General features: G+C 72.7%; 12 protein-coding genes and 1 pseudogene. 8 read left to right on the top strand and 5 right to left on the bottom strand.

Annotated features, from left to right (window positions below; translation table 11 throughout):
* Window positions 1-60 precede the first annotated feature (60 nt).
* Entirely contained in the window at window positions 61-2,436 is a 2,376-nt protein-coding gene (locus VHW64_RS13295; protein WP_329651044.1) for an excinuclease ABC subunit UvrA, read from the top strand.
* A 24-nt stretch (window positions 2,437-2,460) separates the two neighbouring features.
* On the opposite strand, the gene VHW64_RS13300 is transcribed toward VHW64_RS13295, so the two are convergent.
* Window positions 2,461-2,607: a hypothetical protein gene (locus tag VHW64_RS13300; protein ID WP_329651045.1), complete on the bottom strand. Its 147-nt coding sequence runs from the start codon at window positions 2,605-2,607 to the stop codon at window positions 2,461-2,463.
* A gap of 296 nt (window positions 2,608-2,903) precedes the next feature.
* On the opposite strand from VHW64_RS13300, the gene VHW64_RS13305 reads away from it, so the two are divergent.
* On the top strand, window positions 2,904-3,320 hold the full coding sequence (locus VHW64_RS13305; RefSeq protein ID WP_329651046.1) for a hypothetical protein: 417 nt from the start codon (window positions 2,904-2,906) through the stop codon (window positions 3,318-3,320).
* Window positions 3,321-3,324: 4 nt separating this feature from the next.
* On the opposite strand, the gene VHW64_RS13310 is transcribed toward VHW64_RS13305, so the two are convergent.
* On the bottom strand, window positions 3,325-3,654 hold the full coding sequence (locus VHW64_RS13310; RefSeq protein WP_329651047.1) for a PGPGW domain-containing protein: 330 nt from the start codon (window positions 3,652-3,654) through the stop codon (window positions 3,325-3,327).
* Window positions 3,655-3,717: 63 nt separating this feature from the next.
* On the opposite strand from VHW64_RS13310, the gene VHW64_RS13315 reads away from it, so the two are divergent.
* From VHW64_RS13315 to VHW64_RS13340, 6 genes are all read left to right on the top strand, one after another.
* On the top strand, window positions 3,718-4,491 hold the full coding sequence (locus VHW64_RS13315) for a peptidylprolyl isomerase (protein ID WP_329651048.1): 774 nt from the start codon (window positions 3,718-3,720) through the stop codon (window positions 4,489-4,491).
* A gap of 17 nt (window positions 4,492-4,508) precedes the next feature.
* Entirely contained in the window at window positions 4,509-5,333 is an 825-nt protein-coding gene (locus tag VHW64_RS13320; RefSeq protein WP_329651049.1) for a formate dehydrogenase accessory sulfurtransferase FdhD, read from the top strand.
* A 56-nt stretch (window positions 5,334-5,389) separates the two neighbouring features.
* Entirely contained in the window at window positions 5,390-6,553 is a 1,164-nt protein-coding gene (locus VHW64_RS13325) for an exonuclease SbcCD subunit D (protein ID WP_329651050.1), read from the top strand.
* The gene (locus tag VHW64_RS13330) at window positions 6,553-9,525 is read left to right on the top strand and encodes an SMC family ATPase (protein ID WP_329651051.1); all 2,973 of its coding nucleotides are present in this window, start codon (window positions 6,553-6,555) and stop codon (window positions 9,523-9,525) included. The genes VHW64_RS13325 and VHW64_RS13330 overlap by 1 nt, the downstream gene beginning before the upstream one ends.
* A 68-nt stretch (window positions 9,526-9,593) precedes the next feature.
* Window positions 9,594-11,120, top strand: a complete 1,527-nt coding sequence (locus tag VHW64_RS13335; RefSeq protein ID WP_329651052.1) for a TldD/PmbA family protein — start codon at window positions 9,594-9,596, stop codon at window positions 11,118-11,120.
* Window positions 11,120-12,517: a metallopeptidase TldD-related protein gene (locus VHW64_RS13340; protein WP_329651053.1), complete on the top strand. Its 1,398-nt coding sequence runs from the start codon at window positions 11,120-11,122 to the stop codon at window positions 12,515-12,517. The genes VHW64_RS13335 and VHW64_RS13340 overlap by 1 nt, the downstream gene beginning before the upstream one ends.
* A 66-nt stretch (window positions 12,518-12,583) precedes the next feature.
* On the opposite strand, the gene VHW64_RS13345 is transcribed toward VHW64_RS13340, so the two are convergent.
* The 3 genes and pseudogenes from VHW64_RS13345 to VHW64_RS13355 form a co-directional block, all read right to left on the bottom strand.
* Window positions 12,584-14,170 carry an endonuclease/exonuclease/phosphatase family protein gene (locus VHW64_RS13345; protein WP_329651054.1) on the bottom strand — a complete coding sequence of 529 codons (1,587 nt, stop codon included), beginning with the start codon at window positions 14,168-14,170 and terminating at the stop codon, window positions 12,584-12,586.
* A gap of 39 nt (window positions 14,171-14,209) precedes the next feature.
* Window positions 14,210-15,550, bottom strand: a complete 1,341-nt coding sequence (locus tag VHW64_RS13350; RefSeq protein ID WP_329651055.1) for a serine hydrolase domain-containing protein — start codon at window positions 15,548-15,550, stop codon at window positions 14,210-14,212.
* Window positions 15,551-15,563: 13 nt separating this feature from the next.
* Window positions 15,564-16,450 (bottom strand): annotated as a pseudogene (locus VHW64_RS13355) (glycine dehydrogenase (aminomethyl-transferring)); the annotation flags it as partial.

A 16,450-nucleotide genomic window follows, 5' to 3' on the forward strand; every position in this document is an offset into this window, starting at 1 on the left:
GCGCAGTGATCCGTACTATCCGGGAATGGCGACCCGACCGACCGCACGAGCGCAGGAGCGATGAGCCCGAGCAAACCCGTCACGACCCACCCGGCCGACAGCCATGACCTGATCCGGGTCACCGGCGCGCGGGTCAACAACCTGCGAGACATCAGCCTGGAGCTGCCCAAGCGCCGTCTCACGGCGTTCACCGGCGTCTCCGGGTCGGGCAAGAGCTCGCTGGTCTTCGAGACGATCGCCGCGGAGTCCCAGCGGCTGATCAACCAGACCTACAGCGCGTTCGTGCAGGGGTTCATGGCGTCCCGGGCCCGCCCCGACGTCGACGTCCTGGAGGGCCTGACCACCGCGATCATCGTCGACCAGGAGCGACTGGGCAGCGACCCGCGCTCGACCGTCGGTACGGCGACCGATACCCACGCGATGCTGCGGATCCTGTTCAGCCGGCTCGGCGACCCGCACGTCGGCCCGCCCACGGCGTACTCCTTCAACGTGCCGACCCGGGTCGCGAGCGGATCGATGGACGTCCAGAAGGGCCGCGGCGAGCGCCTGACCGTGCGCAAGCAGGTCTACCTCGGCGGGATGTGCCCGCGCTGCGAGGGGAGGGGGTCGGTCAACGACCTCGACCTCACCGCGGTCTACGACGCGACGAAGTCGCTGCGCGACGGAGCCCTCACCGTGCCGGGCTACAGCATGGACGGGTGGTACGGCCGGATCTTCGCCGGCAGCGGCTACTTCGACATGGACAAGCCGGTGGGCAGGTTCACCAGGCGCGAGCTGGAGGACCTGCTCTACAGGTTGCCCACCAAGATCAAGGTGGAGGGCATCAACCTGACCTACGAGGGCGTGATCACCAAGATCTCCAAGTCGATGCTGTCGCGAGACCTCGACTCGCTCCAGCCTCACGTGCGGGCCTTCGTCGAGCGGGCCGCGACCTTCGCGACGTGTCCGGACTGCGACGGCACCCGGCTCACCGAGGCCGTGCGGTCGTCGAAGGTCGCCGGCCAGAGCATCGCCGACCTCTGCCGGATGGAGATCCGCGACCTCGCGACCTGGCTCCGGGCGCTCGACGAGCCGGGCATGGCTCCGCTGCTCGAGGCACTGGGGGAGACCCTCGACTCCTTCGTCCGGATCGGGCTCGGCTACCTCTCGCTCGAGCGGCCGTCCGGGACGCTGTCGGGGGGCGAGGCGCAGCGGGTGAAGATGATCCGTCAGCTCGGGTCGTCGCTGACCGATGTCACCTACGTCTTCGACGAGCCGACGATCGGCCTGCACCCGCACGACGTCGACCGGATGAACCAGCTGCTGCTCCAGCTCCGCGACAAGGGCAACACCGTGCTCGTGGTCGAGCACAAGCCGGAGACGATCCTGATCGCCGACCACGTCGTCGACCTCGGGCCGAAGGCGGGCAGCGAGGGTGGCCTGGTGGTCTTCGAGGGGACGGTGGCCGGGCTCCGCGCCAGCGACACCGTGACCGGGCGGCATCTCGAGGACCGCGCCGCCCTCAAGGAGGTGACGCGCGAGCCGACCGGCGTGCTCGAGGTGCGCGGGGCGACCACCCACAACCTCAAGGACGTCGACGTCGACATCCCGCTCGGGGTGCTCACGGTGGTCACCGGGGTCGCCGGCTCCGGCAAGAGCTCGCTCGTCCACGGGTCGGTGGCCGGGCTGGACGGTGTCGTGGCGGTCGACCAGACCGCGATCCGCGGGTCTCGGCGCAGCAACCCCGCGACGTACACCGGGCTGTTGGACCCGATCCGCAAGGCATTCGCCAGGGCCACCGGGACCAAGCCCGCCCTGTTCAGTGCGAACTCCGAGGGTGCCTGCCCGGCGTGCAACGGTGCCGGCGTCGTCTACAGCGACCTGGCGATGATGGCCGGGGTCGCCACGCCGTGCGAGGTCTGCGAGGGCCGGCGGTTCCAGGCCTCGGTGCTCGAGCACACCTACGGCGGCCAGAACATCGCCGAGGTGCTCGCGATGCCCGTCAGCGAGGCGCTCGGGTTCTTCGGGGAGGGCGAGACCCGGGCCCCGGCGGCGTACGCGATCCTCGAGCGGCTCGGCGACGTGGGGCTCGGTTATGTCAGCCTGGGCCAACCCCTGACGACGTTGTCGGGAGGGGAGCGGCAGCGGCTCAAGCTGGCCACCCACCTCGGCGACAAGGGCGGGGTCTTCGTCCTGGACGAGCCGACCGCCGGTCTGCACCTGGCCGACATCGAGCAGCTGCTCGGTCTGCTGGACCGGATCGTCGACTCCGGCAGGTCGGTGATCGTCATCGAGCACCATCAGGCCGTGATGGCCCACGCCGACTGGGTCATCGACCTCGGACCCGGTGCCGGTCACGACGGCGGCGAGCTGGTCTTCGAGGGCACGCCCGCCGCGCTGGTCGCCGACCGGTCGACCCTGACCGGTCAGCACCTCGCGGCGTACGTCGCCGGCTGAGCGGCCGCGACGCCGGGTCAGGCCTCAGCCGCAGAGGTCGACCAGGGCGTCGGCGAGGTCGTTGATCGACGTCTGCGGGTTGCTGCTGTCGCCGACCCAGTTGTTCCGGATCCGGATCAGGATGGCGTGGGCGCCGGCGATGGTCACCGTGTTGCCGCCCCAGCCGTCCATCTGGGGCACGTAGCCACCGAGGTGAACGGTGCCAGCGCGACTGCGGGGTCGAGAGGGGTGGATCCCTTCTGGTAGCCACGACGACGGCCGGACATCGCCGATAACTGACATTATGTCAACTGCTGTGGACGGCACCGCCCCCTCCGCCGAGTCGGCACATGCCGACTCGGCGCGTTTTCGGTGCACACATGTGCCGGGTCGGCGCGTTTTCGGTGCACACATGTGCCGGGTCGGCGTGACTTGGGTGCGTATATAGTGGACCGGGTCAACTAACTTCTGCGGGCTGGGGAGTCTTCTTGAAGCTGCGCAACGTTCCGACCAGGGCCGTGACCGGTGTCTACATCCTGCACACCGGCTGGGAGAAGTGGCACGGTGACGACGAGCGGGCGGCCGGGGTCCACGCCATGGCCGCCAACGCGTTCCCGGTCTTCTCGTCGATGACGGCCCCAGCCTTCCTCAGGACACTCTCGGTCGGCGAGCTGGCGGTCGGGGCCGCGCTGCTGGCGCCGTTCGTGCCGACCGCGGTGGCCGGGGCCGCGCTCACGGGCTTCTCGGGCGCGCTGGTGGCGATGTACCTGCGCACCGATGCCCTGCACAGGCCGGGGAGCCTATGGCCGACTCCGCAGGGCATCGCGGTCTCGAAGGACTCCTGGTTGCTCGCGATCGGGCTCGGCCTCATCGCCGACGGGCTCGCCAGTCGGCGTACGCCCTGACGTCTCAGCCGAGACCGACGAGCTGGCGGCCCCGGTCGATCAGGTCGAAGCGGAACACCGCCCAGATCACCGCGACGGCACCGACCAGCCCGACCACCGTGACCAGGGTGGTGCGCGCCGGCGCGCGCTTGGCCTGGTCCCACGCGGCTGCCGCGCGAGCCTGGATCGGCCGGAGCCAGCGCCGGGCGAACTCGAACTCTCGCGACCACAGCCACACGCCCAGCAGGATCGGCGGGATCGTGAGTGGACCGGGCAGGACGATCAGGACCAGGCCGACGACGATCAGCGCCAGCCCCGCCACGAAGACCACGACGCGGCGCAGCGTGCGGGGCATGGTGACTGTCTAGCAGGTGCCCGGGCGGCGCAGACTCACCGGTCGCCTCCTATTCTCGACGCCGTGCCCACACCGTTGCCCACACCGCTGCCCGCGACGTTGCCCGCGACGCTGCCCCCGCCGCTCCTCCCCCGCACCCCGCGGCGCCGTTGGGCGATGACCGTCGCCGGAGCCCTGCTGCTCCCGGTCCTGGCCGCGTGCGGGAGCGGGTCCTCGAGCACCGTCGCCCACGACGGGTCGGCGTCTGCCCCGGGCTCGGCGCAGACCGGGGTCACGTGCAGCTACCCCGACGCCCCGCAGGGCAAGACCGGGGATGCCGCCAAGCCCCCCGCGACCCCCGACGTCTCGGGTCGGGTGAAGGTGACGATGACCACCACGATCGGCTCGCTGAAGGCCACCCTCGACGCCGCCAAGGCCCCCTGCACCGTCAACTCCTTCGTGTCCCTGGCCAAGCAGGGGTACTTCGACAAGTCGCCCTGCCATCGCCTGACGACCGCCCCGAGCGGCATCTACGTGCTTCAGTGCGGCGACCCCACCGGCACCGGCACTGGTGGCCCGGGCTACACCATCCCCGACGAGCTGTCCGGCAACGAGACCTACGGGCCGGGCACCCTCGCGATGGCGAACACCGGCCATCCCGACACCGGCGGCTCGCAGTTCTTCCTGGTCTACAGGCAGACGCCGCTGCCCGCGCAGTACACCGTGTTCGGCCAGCTCGACCCGGCGTCGCTCAAGGCTGTGCAGAAGGTGGCCAAGCAGGGTTCGGACAACGCCTACGGCTCCGGTGACGGGCACCCGAGGGTCACGGTGACGATCCGGAGCGTCAGCATCGGCTGACGGCCTACCCTGGTGTCGTGACCGACCTCGCACGCCGCATCGGGCCGACCGCACGCATCCGGGTCACCGAGTCGCGCGGCGAGCTGGAGCAGGAGCGCGAGGACCACGTCGTCGCCGAGGAGCCGCTCGAGATCAGGATGACCTGGCCCGGTGGCCCGCCCCAGCGCGCCTGGGTGACGATGCGGACGCCGGGCAACGACTTCGACCTTGCCGCCGGGTGGGCGTTCCACGAGGGGCTCGTGACTCGCGGTGACATCTCCGAGGTGGCGTACTGCACCGACGAGGACCTCTCTCCCGAGCAGGAGTTCAACGTCGTGACGCTGCGCGCCTCGCGACCCGTCGACCTCGGTCACCGGCACGACACGATGGCCAGCGGGTCGTCCGCCTGCGGGGTGTGCGGCAAGGACAGCATCGAGGCGGCCCTCGAGACCGTCCGCGGCATCCGCTGGGCCGGTCCCCCTCCCGACGCCGGCGTCGTCCGCGCGCTGCCGGCGATGCTGCGCGAGCAGCAGTCGGTCTTCGCGCGCACTGGCGGTGTCCACGCTGCCGGGCTGTTCGGGGTCGACGGCGAGCGGCACGTCGTGCGGGAGGACGTCGGACGCCACAACGCCGTCGACAAGGTGACCGGGGCGCGCCTGCTGAGCGGTCAGGCGGTCGCCGACGCCTACCTGGTGGTCAGCGGCCGGGCGGGCTTCGAGCTGGTGCAGAAGGCGGTCGCCTCGGGAGTCGGGTCGCTGGTGGCCGTGGGCGCACCCACCTCCCTGTCGGTGCATCTGGCCCGCCAGGCCGGGCTCGGGCTGTTCGGCTTCACCCGGCCCGAGCGCACCGTGCGCTACGCCTGAGGTCCGCAACGGCGTGGGAACGCCGCTCTGTCGGCGCTCGAACATAGGTTCGCGCTGTGCGGATCCTCCACACCTCCGACTGGCACCTGGGACGCTCGTTCCATCGGGTCGGCATGCTCGGGCACCAGGCGGAGTTCGTCGACCACCTGCTCGAGGTCGTGGCCTCCGAGCGGGTCGACCTGGTCGTGGTGGCCGGTGACGTCTATGACCGTGCGCTCCCCCACGTCGACGCCGTCCGCCTCGCCGACGAGACGCTGGCTCGCCTGGCGGTCTCCCGGGCTCGCGTCGTCATCTCCTCGGGCAACCACGACTCGGCGCAGCGGCTCGGGTTCGGCTCCCGCCTGATCGACGCCGCCGGGGTCCACCTGCGCACCGACGCGGCCGGCGTCGGCACCCCGATCCTGATCGACGACGAGCACGGTCAGGTCGCGGTCCACGCGCTGCCCTACCTCGACCCGCTGGCTCTGCACGAGCCGTGGCAGCTCCCCGCGCGCACCCACGAGGCCGCCGTCGCCGAGGCCATGCGACGGGTCCGCGCCGACCTGCGCACCCGGTCCGCCAGGTCAGTGGTGGCGGCCCATGCGTTCGTGGCGGGCGGCCTGCCCAGCGAGTCCGAGCGTGACATCAGCGTCGGCGGGGTCTCGGTGGTGCCGAGCGCACTGTTCGACGGCATCTCCTACACCGCGCTGGGGCATCTCCACGGCCGCGCGACGCTCGGCGAGGGTCTGCGCTACAGCGGCTCTCCGCTGGCGTACTCCTTCTCCGAGGCCACCCACACCAAGGGCAGCTGGCTGGTCGAGCTCGGGCGCGACGGCGTGGCCGATGCGTCGTTCGTCGAGGCGCCTGTGCCGCGCCCACTGAGCACCCTGACCGGCGAGCTGAAGACCCTGCTCACCGACCCGGGTCTGGCGCACGCCGAGCAGCACTGGGTCCAGGTCACCGTGACCGACGCCGTCCGCCCGGAGCGGCCGATGGAGCTCCTCCGAGCCCGGTTCCCGCATGCGCTGGTCCTCGTCTTCGCCCCCGACGGCGAGCCGCTGCCGTCTGTCGTGGCGGCGACGCCTCGCGGGCGCAGCGACCACGAGGTGGCGCTCGACTTCGTGGAGGCGATGCGAGGTGCGCCCGCGACGGCCGGCGAGTCGCGCCTGCTCCAGGAGGCCTGCGACTCCTGCGCCGACGACCCCGAGGCCGACGTCCTGGTCGGCGTCCGGAGCGGCTGATGCGCCTGCACCAGCTCTCGGTGACCGCCTTCGGACCCTTCGTCGACCCGGCGGAGGTCGACTTCGACGCGCTCTCCGACGCCGGGCTGTTCCTCCTGTCGGGGCCGACCGGCGCGGGCAAGTCCAGCGTGCTCGACGCGGTCTGCTTCGCGCTGTACGGCGCGGTGCCCGGCGATCGCCAGCACGCCGGCCGGCTCCGCTCCGACCAGGCCGCGCCCGACCTCGCGCCGTCGGTCACGCTCGAGCTGAGCGTGGCAGGACGCCGCCTGCGGGTGACCCGCTCCCCCGTCTGGGACCGTCCGAAGAGGCGCGGCACCGGCACCACGCGCGAGCAGGCTCGGGTGAGCGTGAGTGAGCGGGAGGCCGATGGCTGGGTGCCCCTGACCGGCCGGCTCGACGAGGCGGGCGACCTGTTGGGCGGGCTGCTCGGGATGAGCCTGGACCAGTTCTGCCAGGTGGCGCTCCTGCCCCAAGGGCACTTCCAGGCGTTCCTCCGGGCTGACTCCGCCGCACGTCACCAGCTGCTGTCGCGGCTGTTCCGCACCGGGCGCTTCGAGCGGGTCGAGGGCTGGCTGCGCGACCACCGGCTGGCCCTGCGTCGCGCCTCCGAGCAGCACGCGCACCTCGTCGCCGACCTCGTCAGCCGACTCTCGGAGGCCGCGTCCACGGCGGTCCCCGACGGCGTCGGCGAACTCGCCGTCTCGGCGGCAGACGGCTCCCTCGTGACCTGGGCGCGCTCGGTGGGCGCCGACGCGGACGCGCGTCGTACCTCCACGGATGAGGCGCTGACCGAGGCCGAGCAGACGGCACTCCGTGCCCGCGCGGCCTGGGAGTCCGCCCGGGCGCTGGCCGCGGCCCGAGGCCGTGTCGTCGAGGCGGCGGAGGTCGCGCAGGCCATGAAGGCCCAGGCGTCGGTCCAGGCCGATGACGAGCTGCGGATCAGCCTGGCCCGGCGCGCCCTGGCGGTTCGACCGCTGGTGCGGCTGGCCGACGAGCGTCGCAAGGCGCTGGACGACGTGCTCACCGACTGTGCCACGACCCGGTCCGAGGTCGGGCGGGCCGGCCTCGACCCGGACGACCTGGCGGCCGAGCTCGAGCGCACCGGTGAGGACCTCGCCACGGTCGCGGCTCTCAGGCCGTTCGAGGAGCACCTCTCCTCCTCCCGCAAGCGGAAGGAGGAGGTCGAGGTCAAGGTGGGGGCCCTCGACGACGAGGAGCAGGTCGCCCTCGCCGAGTCCGAGGCCGTCGCCGCGCTGGTCGCGCAGGCCGAGCAGGGCGCGGCGGGCACGCTCGTGACCCCGGAGGCGATGGCGGCTGCCCAGCAGACGGTCGAGGAGGCCGAGCGCGTGGTGGCAGCGCACCTCGCCCTCGCGCGGCTGGCGCCCCAGCACGACGCGGTCGGCGTCGAGCACGACCTCGCCGTCCTCCGCGTGCTCGACGCGCGCGGACACGAGCTCGACGTCCGGGAGCGACGCATCGCAGGCATGGCCGGCGAGCTCGCCGGGGCGCTGGCCGTCGGCGACGACTGCCCCGTCTGCGGCTCCCTCGACCATCCTCGGCCGGCCCAGGTCCTCACCGGTCATCCCGATGTGGCGGCCGAGCGCGCCGCGTCCCGCGCCGTGGTCGACGCCCAGGCCCTCGAGCACGCAGTCGCGGAGCGGCTGCGTGAGCTCGACGCCGCCGTGACCAGGGCCCGCGCGGACGTGGGCGACGCTGGCGACGCGGAGTCGGACCGGATGCGCGACGTTGCGCGCGCGTCGTACGACGCGCTTCGGGAAGGCTCCGAGCGGCACGCCGAGCACGTCGTCCAGCTGGATGCCGCGCGGGCCCGGGCCGTCCGGCTGCGACACGACTCCGAGGTTCGCGGTGCCCGTCGACGTGAGCTGACCACGGCCCTGTGCGACCTCACCGCGGAGGTCGAGCGGCTCGCGACCGCCGTCGACGAGGCGCGCGGAGGCCACGTCGGGCTCGACGCCGCCGTGGTGGAGCTGGAGGCGCGCCGCGACCTCCTGCGCCGGGCCCACGCCGACGCCTCCCGCCGCGACGCTGCCGTGGCCGCTCTGGAGGATGCCGAGCTGGCCCTCGCCCGGGCGGCGTCCGACGCCGGTTTCGCGGATGTGGCGGACGCCCGCTCGGCCGAGCTGCCCGCCGACGAGCTGGCCGACCTCGAGCTGCGAGTGCGCGAGCGGCTGTCCGCGCTGGAGACCGCGCGTGGCGTGCTCGACGAGCCGGGGGCGGGCGAGCTGCTCGCCATGGCCGACCCCGACGTCCCCGCGCGTGAGGAGGACGGCCGGCTTGCCGAGCAGGCCGTCGAGCAGCTCCGCGCTGCCGCCGAGCACGCGGTCCGCACCCACCGCCGGGTCCACCGGCTGGACGCCGAGCTGTCGGCGGCGCTCACGACCTGGGCCCCGGTGCGCGACGAGCTCGCCCTCGCGACAGCGGTCTCGTCGTTCGCCGACGGCAAGGCGCCCGACAACCGGCTCCAGATGCGGCTCTCGGCCTACGTCTTGGCCCACCGGCTGTCCCAGGTGGTGGCGGCGGCCAATGCCCGCCTGGCCCAGATGAGCGACCGCCGCTACACCCTGGAGCACGTCGCGCAGCGCGGGGCAGGCGAACGACGCGGCGGCCTCAGCCTGGTCGTCCGCGACGACTGGTCGGGCGAGTCGCGTGACCCGGCGACCCTGTCGGGCGGCGAGTCGTTCGTGGTCTCGCTGGCCCTGGCGCTCGGACTGGCCGACGTGGTGGCCCACGAGGCGGGCGGCGCCGACCTCCAGACGCTGTTCGTCGACGAGGGTTTCGGCGCCCTCGACGCAGAGACTCTCGACGACGTCCTGGACATCCTCGACACGTTGCGCGAGAACGGCCGCGCGGTGGGCGTGGTGAGTCACGTCGCCGAGATGCGCGACCGGATCCCGACCCAGCTCGTGGTCGACAAGGCCCGCTCGGGGTCGACGGTGCGGGTCGTCGGCTGACGCGACGGCGGCGTCATTGTGAGCTGTCGCGTGCCGGCACGCCATCGCGCGTGTCCTAGGGTCGGACCATGCCTGCCCTCGACCCCGGCTTCACCGCGCTCCCCTACCGAGCGCTGGGCGACGCGGCGCTCCAACGCGCCCGCGAGCTCGGTGCGGCGCACGCGGACTTCCGGTTCGAGCGGGTTCGCTGGCAGGACATCCGGGTCCGCGACGCGGCCCTCCAGGGCACTGCGGACGACCAGGACCTCGGGTTCGCCGTCCGGGTGATCCACGGCGGGGCCTGGGGGTTCGCCGCGGGGGTCCACCTGACCCTCGACGAGGCGATCCGGGTCGCCGAGACCGCGGTCGAGGTCGCGAAGGTGTCCTCGGCGCTGACCACCGTCCCGGTGGAGATCGCCGACGAGCCGGTGTACGACGACGTGGTCTGGGTCTCGTCGTACGTCCAGGACCCCTTCGCGGTGTCCCTGGCCGACAAGACCGCCGTCCTCCTCGACTGGACCAACCGGCTGCGCCGTCACTCCGCCGTCCAGCACGCCACCGCCGAGGTCCTCCAGGTCCACGAGAACAAGTACTACGCCGACCTCGCCGGCACCCGCACGACTCAACAGCGGGTCCGGCTCCAGCCTCGCTTCACCGCCATGGGCGCCGACGACGAGCGCGGAGTCTTCGACGACATGTCCTCGATCGCACCACCCGCGGGCCGTGGCTGGGAGTACGTCGCCGGCTCGCCGGCCGACGGCGCCTGGGACTGGGACGCCGAGCTGGCCGAGGCGCCGGACCTGCTCGCCGAGAAGCTCGCGGCTCCGAGCGTCCACGGCGGCACCTACGACCTGGTCGTCGACCCGACCAACCTGTGGCTCACGATCCACGAGTCCATCGGCCACGCCACCGAGCTCGACCGGGCGCTCGGCTACGAGGCCAACTACGCAGGGACGTCGTTCGCCACGATCGACAAGCTCGGGACGCTGCGCTACGGGTCGGAGGTCATGCACGTCACCGGCGACCGCACCGTCGAGCACGGGCTGGCCACGATCGGCTACGACGACGAGGGCGTCGCGACCCAGCGCTGGGACATCGTCAAGGACGGCATTCTCGTGGGATACCAGCTGGACCGCCCGATGGCCCACCTGCACCCCGAGCTGAACGCCGCCCGGTCCAACGGCTGCGCCTATGCCGACTCGCCGGGTCACATCCCGATCCAGCGGATGGCCAACGTCTCGCTCCAGCCGGCCGCCGACGAGGTCTCCACCGACGACCTGGTGGCCCGCGTGGAGCGCGGCCTCTACGTCGTGGGCGACAAGTCGTGGTCGATCGACATGCAGCGGTTCAACTTCCAGTTCACCGGGCAGCGGTTCTACGCCATCCGCGACGGCCGGCTCGAGGGCCAGGTCCGCAACGCGGCGTACCAGGCCACGACCACCGACTTCTGGGGCTCGATGGAGGCGGTCGGCGGTCCCGGGACCTGGGTGCTCAACGGCGCCTTCAACTGCGGCAAGGCCCAGCCCGGACAGGTGGCCGCGGTCAGCCACGGCTGTCCGTCGGCGCTGTTTCGCGACGTCCGGATCCTCAACACCGACGACGAGGGGGCCCACTGATGGCCGGCACGACCACCCCGGTCCAGGCGCTGGTCGAGCATGCGCTGGCGGCCTCGACGGCCGACGACTGCGTCGTGATCGCGCACCATCGCACCGCCGCCAACCTGCGCTGGGCCAACAACACGCTCACCACCAACGGCGCGATGCGCCGGGTCGACGTGGCGGTGGTGTCCTTCGTGCGCGGCACCGGCCGCATCTCCGTCGGCTCCAGGTCCGGCAGCGCGACGACCCTGGACCAGGTCGACGCCCTGGTCGCCGCCGCGGATGCCGCGGCCCGGGCGGCCGACCCGGCCGGTGACGCGCAGGAGCTGGTGGCGGGCGCGGCGGCCGACGACTGGGACCGCCCTCCGGTCGAGACCGACATCCACGTGTTCGACGCGGTCGCGCCGGCGCTCGGCGAGGCGTTCGACCGGGCCAGGGCCGGGCGCCGGGTGCTCTATGGCTTCGCCGACCACCAGGTGACCACGACGTACCTCGCCTCGACGACGGGGCTGCGGCTGCGGCACGTCCAGCCCACGGGTCACTACGCCTGCACCGGCAAGACGGCCGACCTGACCAACAGCGCGTGGGTGGGCGACGCGACCCGCGACTTCGCCGGCGTCGACCCGCTGGCGGTGGAGGCCGAGCTCGAGCGGCGGCTCGGCTGGGGCGCACGCCAGGTCGCCCTGCCCGCGGGCCGTTACGACACGATCCTGCCGCCGACCGCGGTGGCCGACCTGATGATCGACGCCTACTGGTACGCCGGGGCACGCGACGCACACGACGGCCAGTCCGTCTACAGCCATCGTGGCGGCGGCACGCGACTGGGTGAGCAGGTCGCGCGACCCGACGTGACGCTGTTCTCCGACCCGGCCTACCCCGGGCTGGAGTGCGCGCCCCACGTCACCGAGACGTCGTCGAGCAGCGACCGGTCCGTCTTCGACAACGGTCTGCCGCTGACGCGCAGCGACTGGATCCGCCTGGGCACCCTGGCCGCTCTGCGCCAGACCCGCGAGACCGCCGCACTCACGGCTCAGGAGGTGACCCCTCCGATCGACAACCTGATCCTCGAGGTCGACGGAGCCGACGGCACCCTCGACGACCTGGTCGCCGGCACGGGACGCGGGCTGCTGCTCACCTGCCTGTGGTACATCCGCGCGGTCGACCCGCAGACGCTCCTGCTCACCGGCCTGACCCGGGACGGCGTCTACCTCGTGGAGAACGGCGAGATCACCGGCGCGGTCAACAACTTCCGCTTCAACGAGAGCCCGGTCGACCTGCTGCGGCGCTTCACCCATGCCTCGGCGACGGTGCCGGGTTTCAGTCGCGAGTGGGGCGACGACTACTTCTCGCGCACAGCCATGCCGGCCCTGCGGATCCCCGACTTCACCATGTCGAGCGTCTCCCAGGCCCGCTAGCGATAGTACGGATCACCAGGCTGCTCCGTCGCGGCCCTCGGCAAGCCTGGTGATCCGTACTATCCCCTAGCGGCGGATGCGGAAGCGGGCAGAGGTGCCGACCGAGTGGTAGCCGTCGTCGAGCAGGAGCCGCGCGACGTACTGCCCGGGCGGCAGCGGCCACGGCTTCTCGCCCTCGCCGAGGTAGGCGCCGCGCCGGAAGGTCACCGAGCCGACCACATCGGTGTGGGTGTAGAGGTAGTCGAGGTAGGTGCTCACTCCCCCGCACCGCCGGTGACAGGGGAACAGTCCGATCCAGTCCAGGTTGTTGCCCGGCGCGCGGGTCCAGTGGATCCGCACCGGCGCTCCGTACCGGTAGCTGCGCCGGTCGGTCCAGACGTGGGACCTCGACCCGGGTCGGTAGACCCAGACGGGTGCCCTGGCCTCGATCCGGCCCGTGGCACTGTCGCGCAGCGCTACGGCGTAGCGGCCGGGGCGCAGGCCGGTCGTGCGCAGGTCCACGACGCCGTTCTGGCGTCCCCGGGCGTTGGCCTGGCGCAGCAGCCGGTGCGATCCCGGTCGGAGCAGCCCGACGACCTCCCCCGGCAGACCGTGCGCGTGGAAGCGCACGTGCAGGCCGCGCGAGCCGGTGATGACGCGCCGGTTGCCCGGAGAGACCATGATCGGGGCCGGCGCCGGTGTCACCTCGAACGTCGAGACCACCCCGCGGTGGTCGGTCGGGTACGGCGGGTGGACGGTGATGTCGGCCTGCGGGTCGCCCCGCTCCCCCACCAGCTTGGTCGCGATCACGGTCGAGGGGCCGGCGTGCAGGACCCAGTCGATCCGGTCGGGGAAGTCGTGCTTCTTGGTCTCCGGACCGCCGGGTGACCAGGTGTAGCCCGGGTAGGCGATCGGGTCGGGGTGGATCTCGCGGTAGGAGTCGTGGAAGCCGGCGTCGGCCAGCGCCTTGCTGGCCGGCCAGCGAACGGCGTAGGGCACCATCGCCCGGGCCTTGGCCACGGCCGGCGTCCAGTCGAGGTACGACGGGCTGTTGAAGTCACCGGTCAGGAAGACCGGGACGCCCCGGGCCGCCAGCCGCGGCAGCCGACGCAGGACCGGCTTGAGCGCGGGGACACGCAGTGTGCGCTCCAGGTGCAGCACCCGGTGCCGCGACCAGCCGTGGCGCACCCGATAGGGGCCGTACGGCGTGGACGGCAGGTGGGTGTTCGCGACGGCGACCACGCGGCCGGGGACCGGCTCGACGTAGGTGTAGACGCCGCGGCCGTGCGGCGGGTCCAGGATCGGGAACCGGGAGATCACGTGGGCTCGCGGGCTGGCGTACCAGCCGAGCATCCGCGCGAGGCGGCGGGTGTTGCGCTCCGCCTCCTGTACCCCCACGACGTCGGCACCGCTGATGGAGATGACGTGGGCGAGCCGGTGCAGCGCCTTCGGGCAGCCGTTGGCCACCGGGCAGAACCCGCCCGTGGCGAGGTCGTAGTCGTCTCCCCCGTAGAAGATGTTCTGGGTCATCACCGACAGTCGGACGCCGGCCGGCGCCCGGCTCGCGGCGCGCGAGTCGGCGGCGCCCGTGGTCGTGGCGAGGATCGTCACCAGGCTCGACGCGGTCAGGCCGAGGACGGTCAGGGAGGCGGTGACGAGTCGGCGTAGGGTCACGCGCCTGAGTATGGACCGAATTCTTGAATGACGGAACAGTCAGCCCTGCGGCAGCCCGCCCGGGATCGGCGCCTCGGGGTCGTACGGCGTGCGGGTGAGCACGAAGGTCGCGCACACGAGGTGTCCGACCGAGCCGTCCTCGCGGCGTACGACGTGGAGGGTCTCGCCGGCGAGGTAGCCCGAGGTCCCCACGATCTGGTCGCCCCGCACCTCGAAGCGGCACCACACCTGGCCGGCCTCGCGGAGCGCGAGGGTGCCGCCGTCCAGCGAGAGCACGAGGGGCAGGGCACCCCAGTGCCAGACACCGAGGGCGTCGCCGACCGGCGGCGGCACCGCCGCCGTGGGCGTCCATGGCTCGGGCAGGGTCGGCTCGCTGCGCTCCAGCGCCTCCACGAGGTCCTGGGCCAGGTCGCCGGGCCCCAGACCGCTGGTGGCGTTGCAGAGCACCACCGCGCCGCTGCGACGCGGGCGGTCGACCAGGCAAGCGGCCAGGAAGCCGGGCATCGAGCCCGTGTGGCCCACCAGGGTGCCCGATCCTCCACGCTGGAGCTGGAAGCCGAGGCCGTAGGCGTGGGCCAGGTCGTCGTCGCGGTCTCCCGACTGGGGCTGCGAGGCCAGCTCGAGCCACCGCGGCTCCAGGACGTCGGGGTGGCCGGCGGCGAGGAAGGCGTTGTAGCGGGCCAGGTCGCCCACGGTCGACCACAGCTGCCCGGCAGGGGCCATCGCCCGGGTGTCGGTGGCCGGCTCGGCGCTCAGCGTGCCGGCATAGGGGTCGACGCTCCAACCGCTCGCCGCGTCGCCCTCCGGGAGGTACGTCGTGCGGCGCAGCCCGAGCGGCTCGAGAATGTGCTGGCGGACCGCCTCGAACCACGTCGTCCCGTGCGTTCGCGCGGCGACCTCGCCGAGCAGGGCGAAGCCGAGGTTGGAGTAGTGGTACTGCTGGCCGGCCGGGAAGACCTGGCCCGAGCCGTCGTTCGCGGCCACCAGCGTCTCCCAGTCGACGCCGTCGGAGCGCTCCCACCACGACCCGGTCGGCTCGGCCTGCATCCCGGTCGCGTGGGAGAGCAGCGAGCGCAGCGACCGGTCGGCGTACCCCACGTCGCCGAGCACGTCCGAGGCCGGCCTCGCGAGGTCCAGCCGGCCGTCTCGGACCAGCTGGAGCACGAGCACGGCGGTGAACGTCTTGGTGATCGAGCCGATGCGGTACTGCACGTCCGTCGGCGTGCCGCCGGGCACGGCGCCGTACGCGCCCGACCACACGAGGTCTCCGTCGCGCACGACGCCGGCGACCAGTGACGGCAGCCGGCCCTTGGCCTGGCGTCCGCCGACCACGGCCAGGAGCCGGCGGGCGGTGAGCTCCTCCACCGGCGACGCACTCATCGCGCTCACCGGCTCACCGGTCGCCCTCGGAGGTCTCGGCGAACGCCTCGGGCGGCGGACACGAGCAGACCAGGTGGCGGTCGCCGTAGGCCTGGTCGACCCTGGCCACCGGCGGCCAGTACTTGTCGGGGTCCGGCCCGGTCGGGAACGCCGCGATCTCACGCGGGTAGGCGCGGTCCCAGTCGCCGACGATGGCGCGGCTGGTGTGCGGTGCCCCGCGCAGCGGCGACTTGTCGGCGCTCCACTCGCCCCGCTCGACCTGGTCGATCTCGGCCCGGATCGCCAGCATCGCGTCGCAGAACCGGTCGATCTCCTCCAGGTCCTCGGACTCGGTGGGCTCGACCATCAGGGTCCCGGCCACCGGGAAGGACATGGTCGGGGCATGGAAGCCGTAGTCGATGAGGCGCTTGGCGACGTCGTCGACCGTCACCGCCGAGGCCTTGGTCAGGCCGCGCAGGTCGAGGATGCACTCGTGCGCGACCAGGTCGTGCGCACCCGTGTAGAGCACCGGGTAGTGCTCCCCGAGCCGGCGCGCGACGTAGTTCGCGGCGAGGATCGCGGCACCGGTCGCCGCCGTCAGCCCGTCCGCGCCCATCAGCCGGATGTAGGCCCAGGTGATCGGCAGGATCGACGCCGACCCCCACGGTGCGCCCGCGATTGCTCCGCTTCCTCCGACCGGTCCGGCGCCGGCCTGTAGCGGGTGATTGGGCAGGTACGGTGCGAGGTGCGCCCGCACCCCGATCGGCCCGACGCCGGGTCCACCGCCGCCATGCGGAATGCAGAACGTCTTGTGCAGATTCAGGTGCGACACATCCGCGCCGAAGTGACCCGGCCGGGCCATCCCGACCATCGCGTTGAGGTTCGCCCCGTCGATGTAGACCTGCCCGCCGGCTTCGTGGA

The organism is Nocardioides sp. (assembly GCF_036267815.1).
GTDB lineage: Bacteria > Actinomycetota > Actinomycetes > Propionibacteriales > Nocardioidaceae > Nocardioides.

What these genes read in the sequence shown, in the direction of transcription:
- VHW64_RS13295 (WP_329651044.1), top strand. Translation starts at nt 61, where the DNA reads ATGAGCCCGAGCAAACCCGTCACGACCCACCCGGCCGACAGCCATGAC.
- VHW64_RS13335 (WP_329651052.1), top strand. Translation starts at nt 9,594, where the DNA reads ATGCCTGCCCTCGACCCCGGCTTCACCGCGCTCCCCTACCGAGCGCTG.
- VHW64_RS13350 (WP_329651055.1), bottom strand. Translation starts at nt 15,550, where the DNA reads ATGAGTGCGTCGCCGGTGGAGGAGCTCACCGCCCGCCGGCTCCTGGCC.
- VHW64_RS13310 (WP_329651047.1), bottom strand. Translation starts at nt 3,654, where the DNA reads ATGCCCCGCACGCTGCGCCGCGTCGTGGTCTTCGTGGCGGGGCTGGCG.
- VHW64_RS13330 (WP_329651051.1), top strand. Translation starts at nt 6,553, where the DNA reads ATGCGCCTGCACCAGCTCTCGGTGACCGCCTTCGGACCCTTCGTCGAC.
- VHW64_RS13340 (WP_329651053.1), top strand. Translation starts at nt 11,120, where the DNA reads ATGGCCGGCACGACCACCCCGGTCCAGGCGCTGGTCGAGCATGCGCTG.
- VHW64_RS13300 (WP_329651045.1), bottom strand. Translation starts at nt 2,607, where the DNA reads ATGGACGGCTGGGGCGGCAACACGGTGACCATCGCCGGCGCCCACGCC.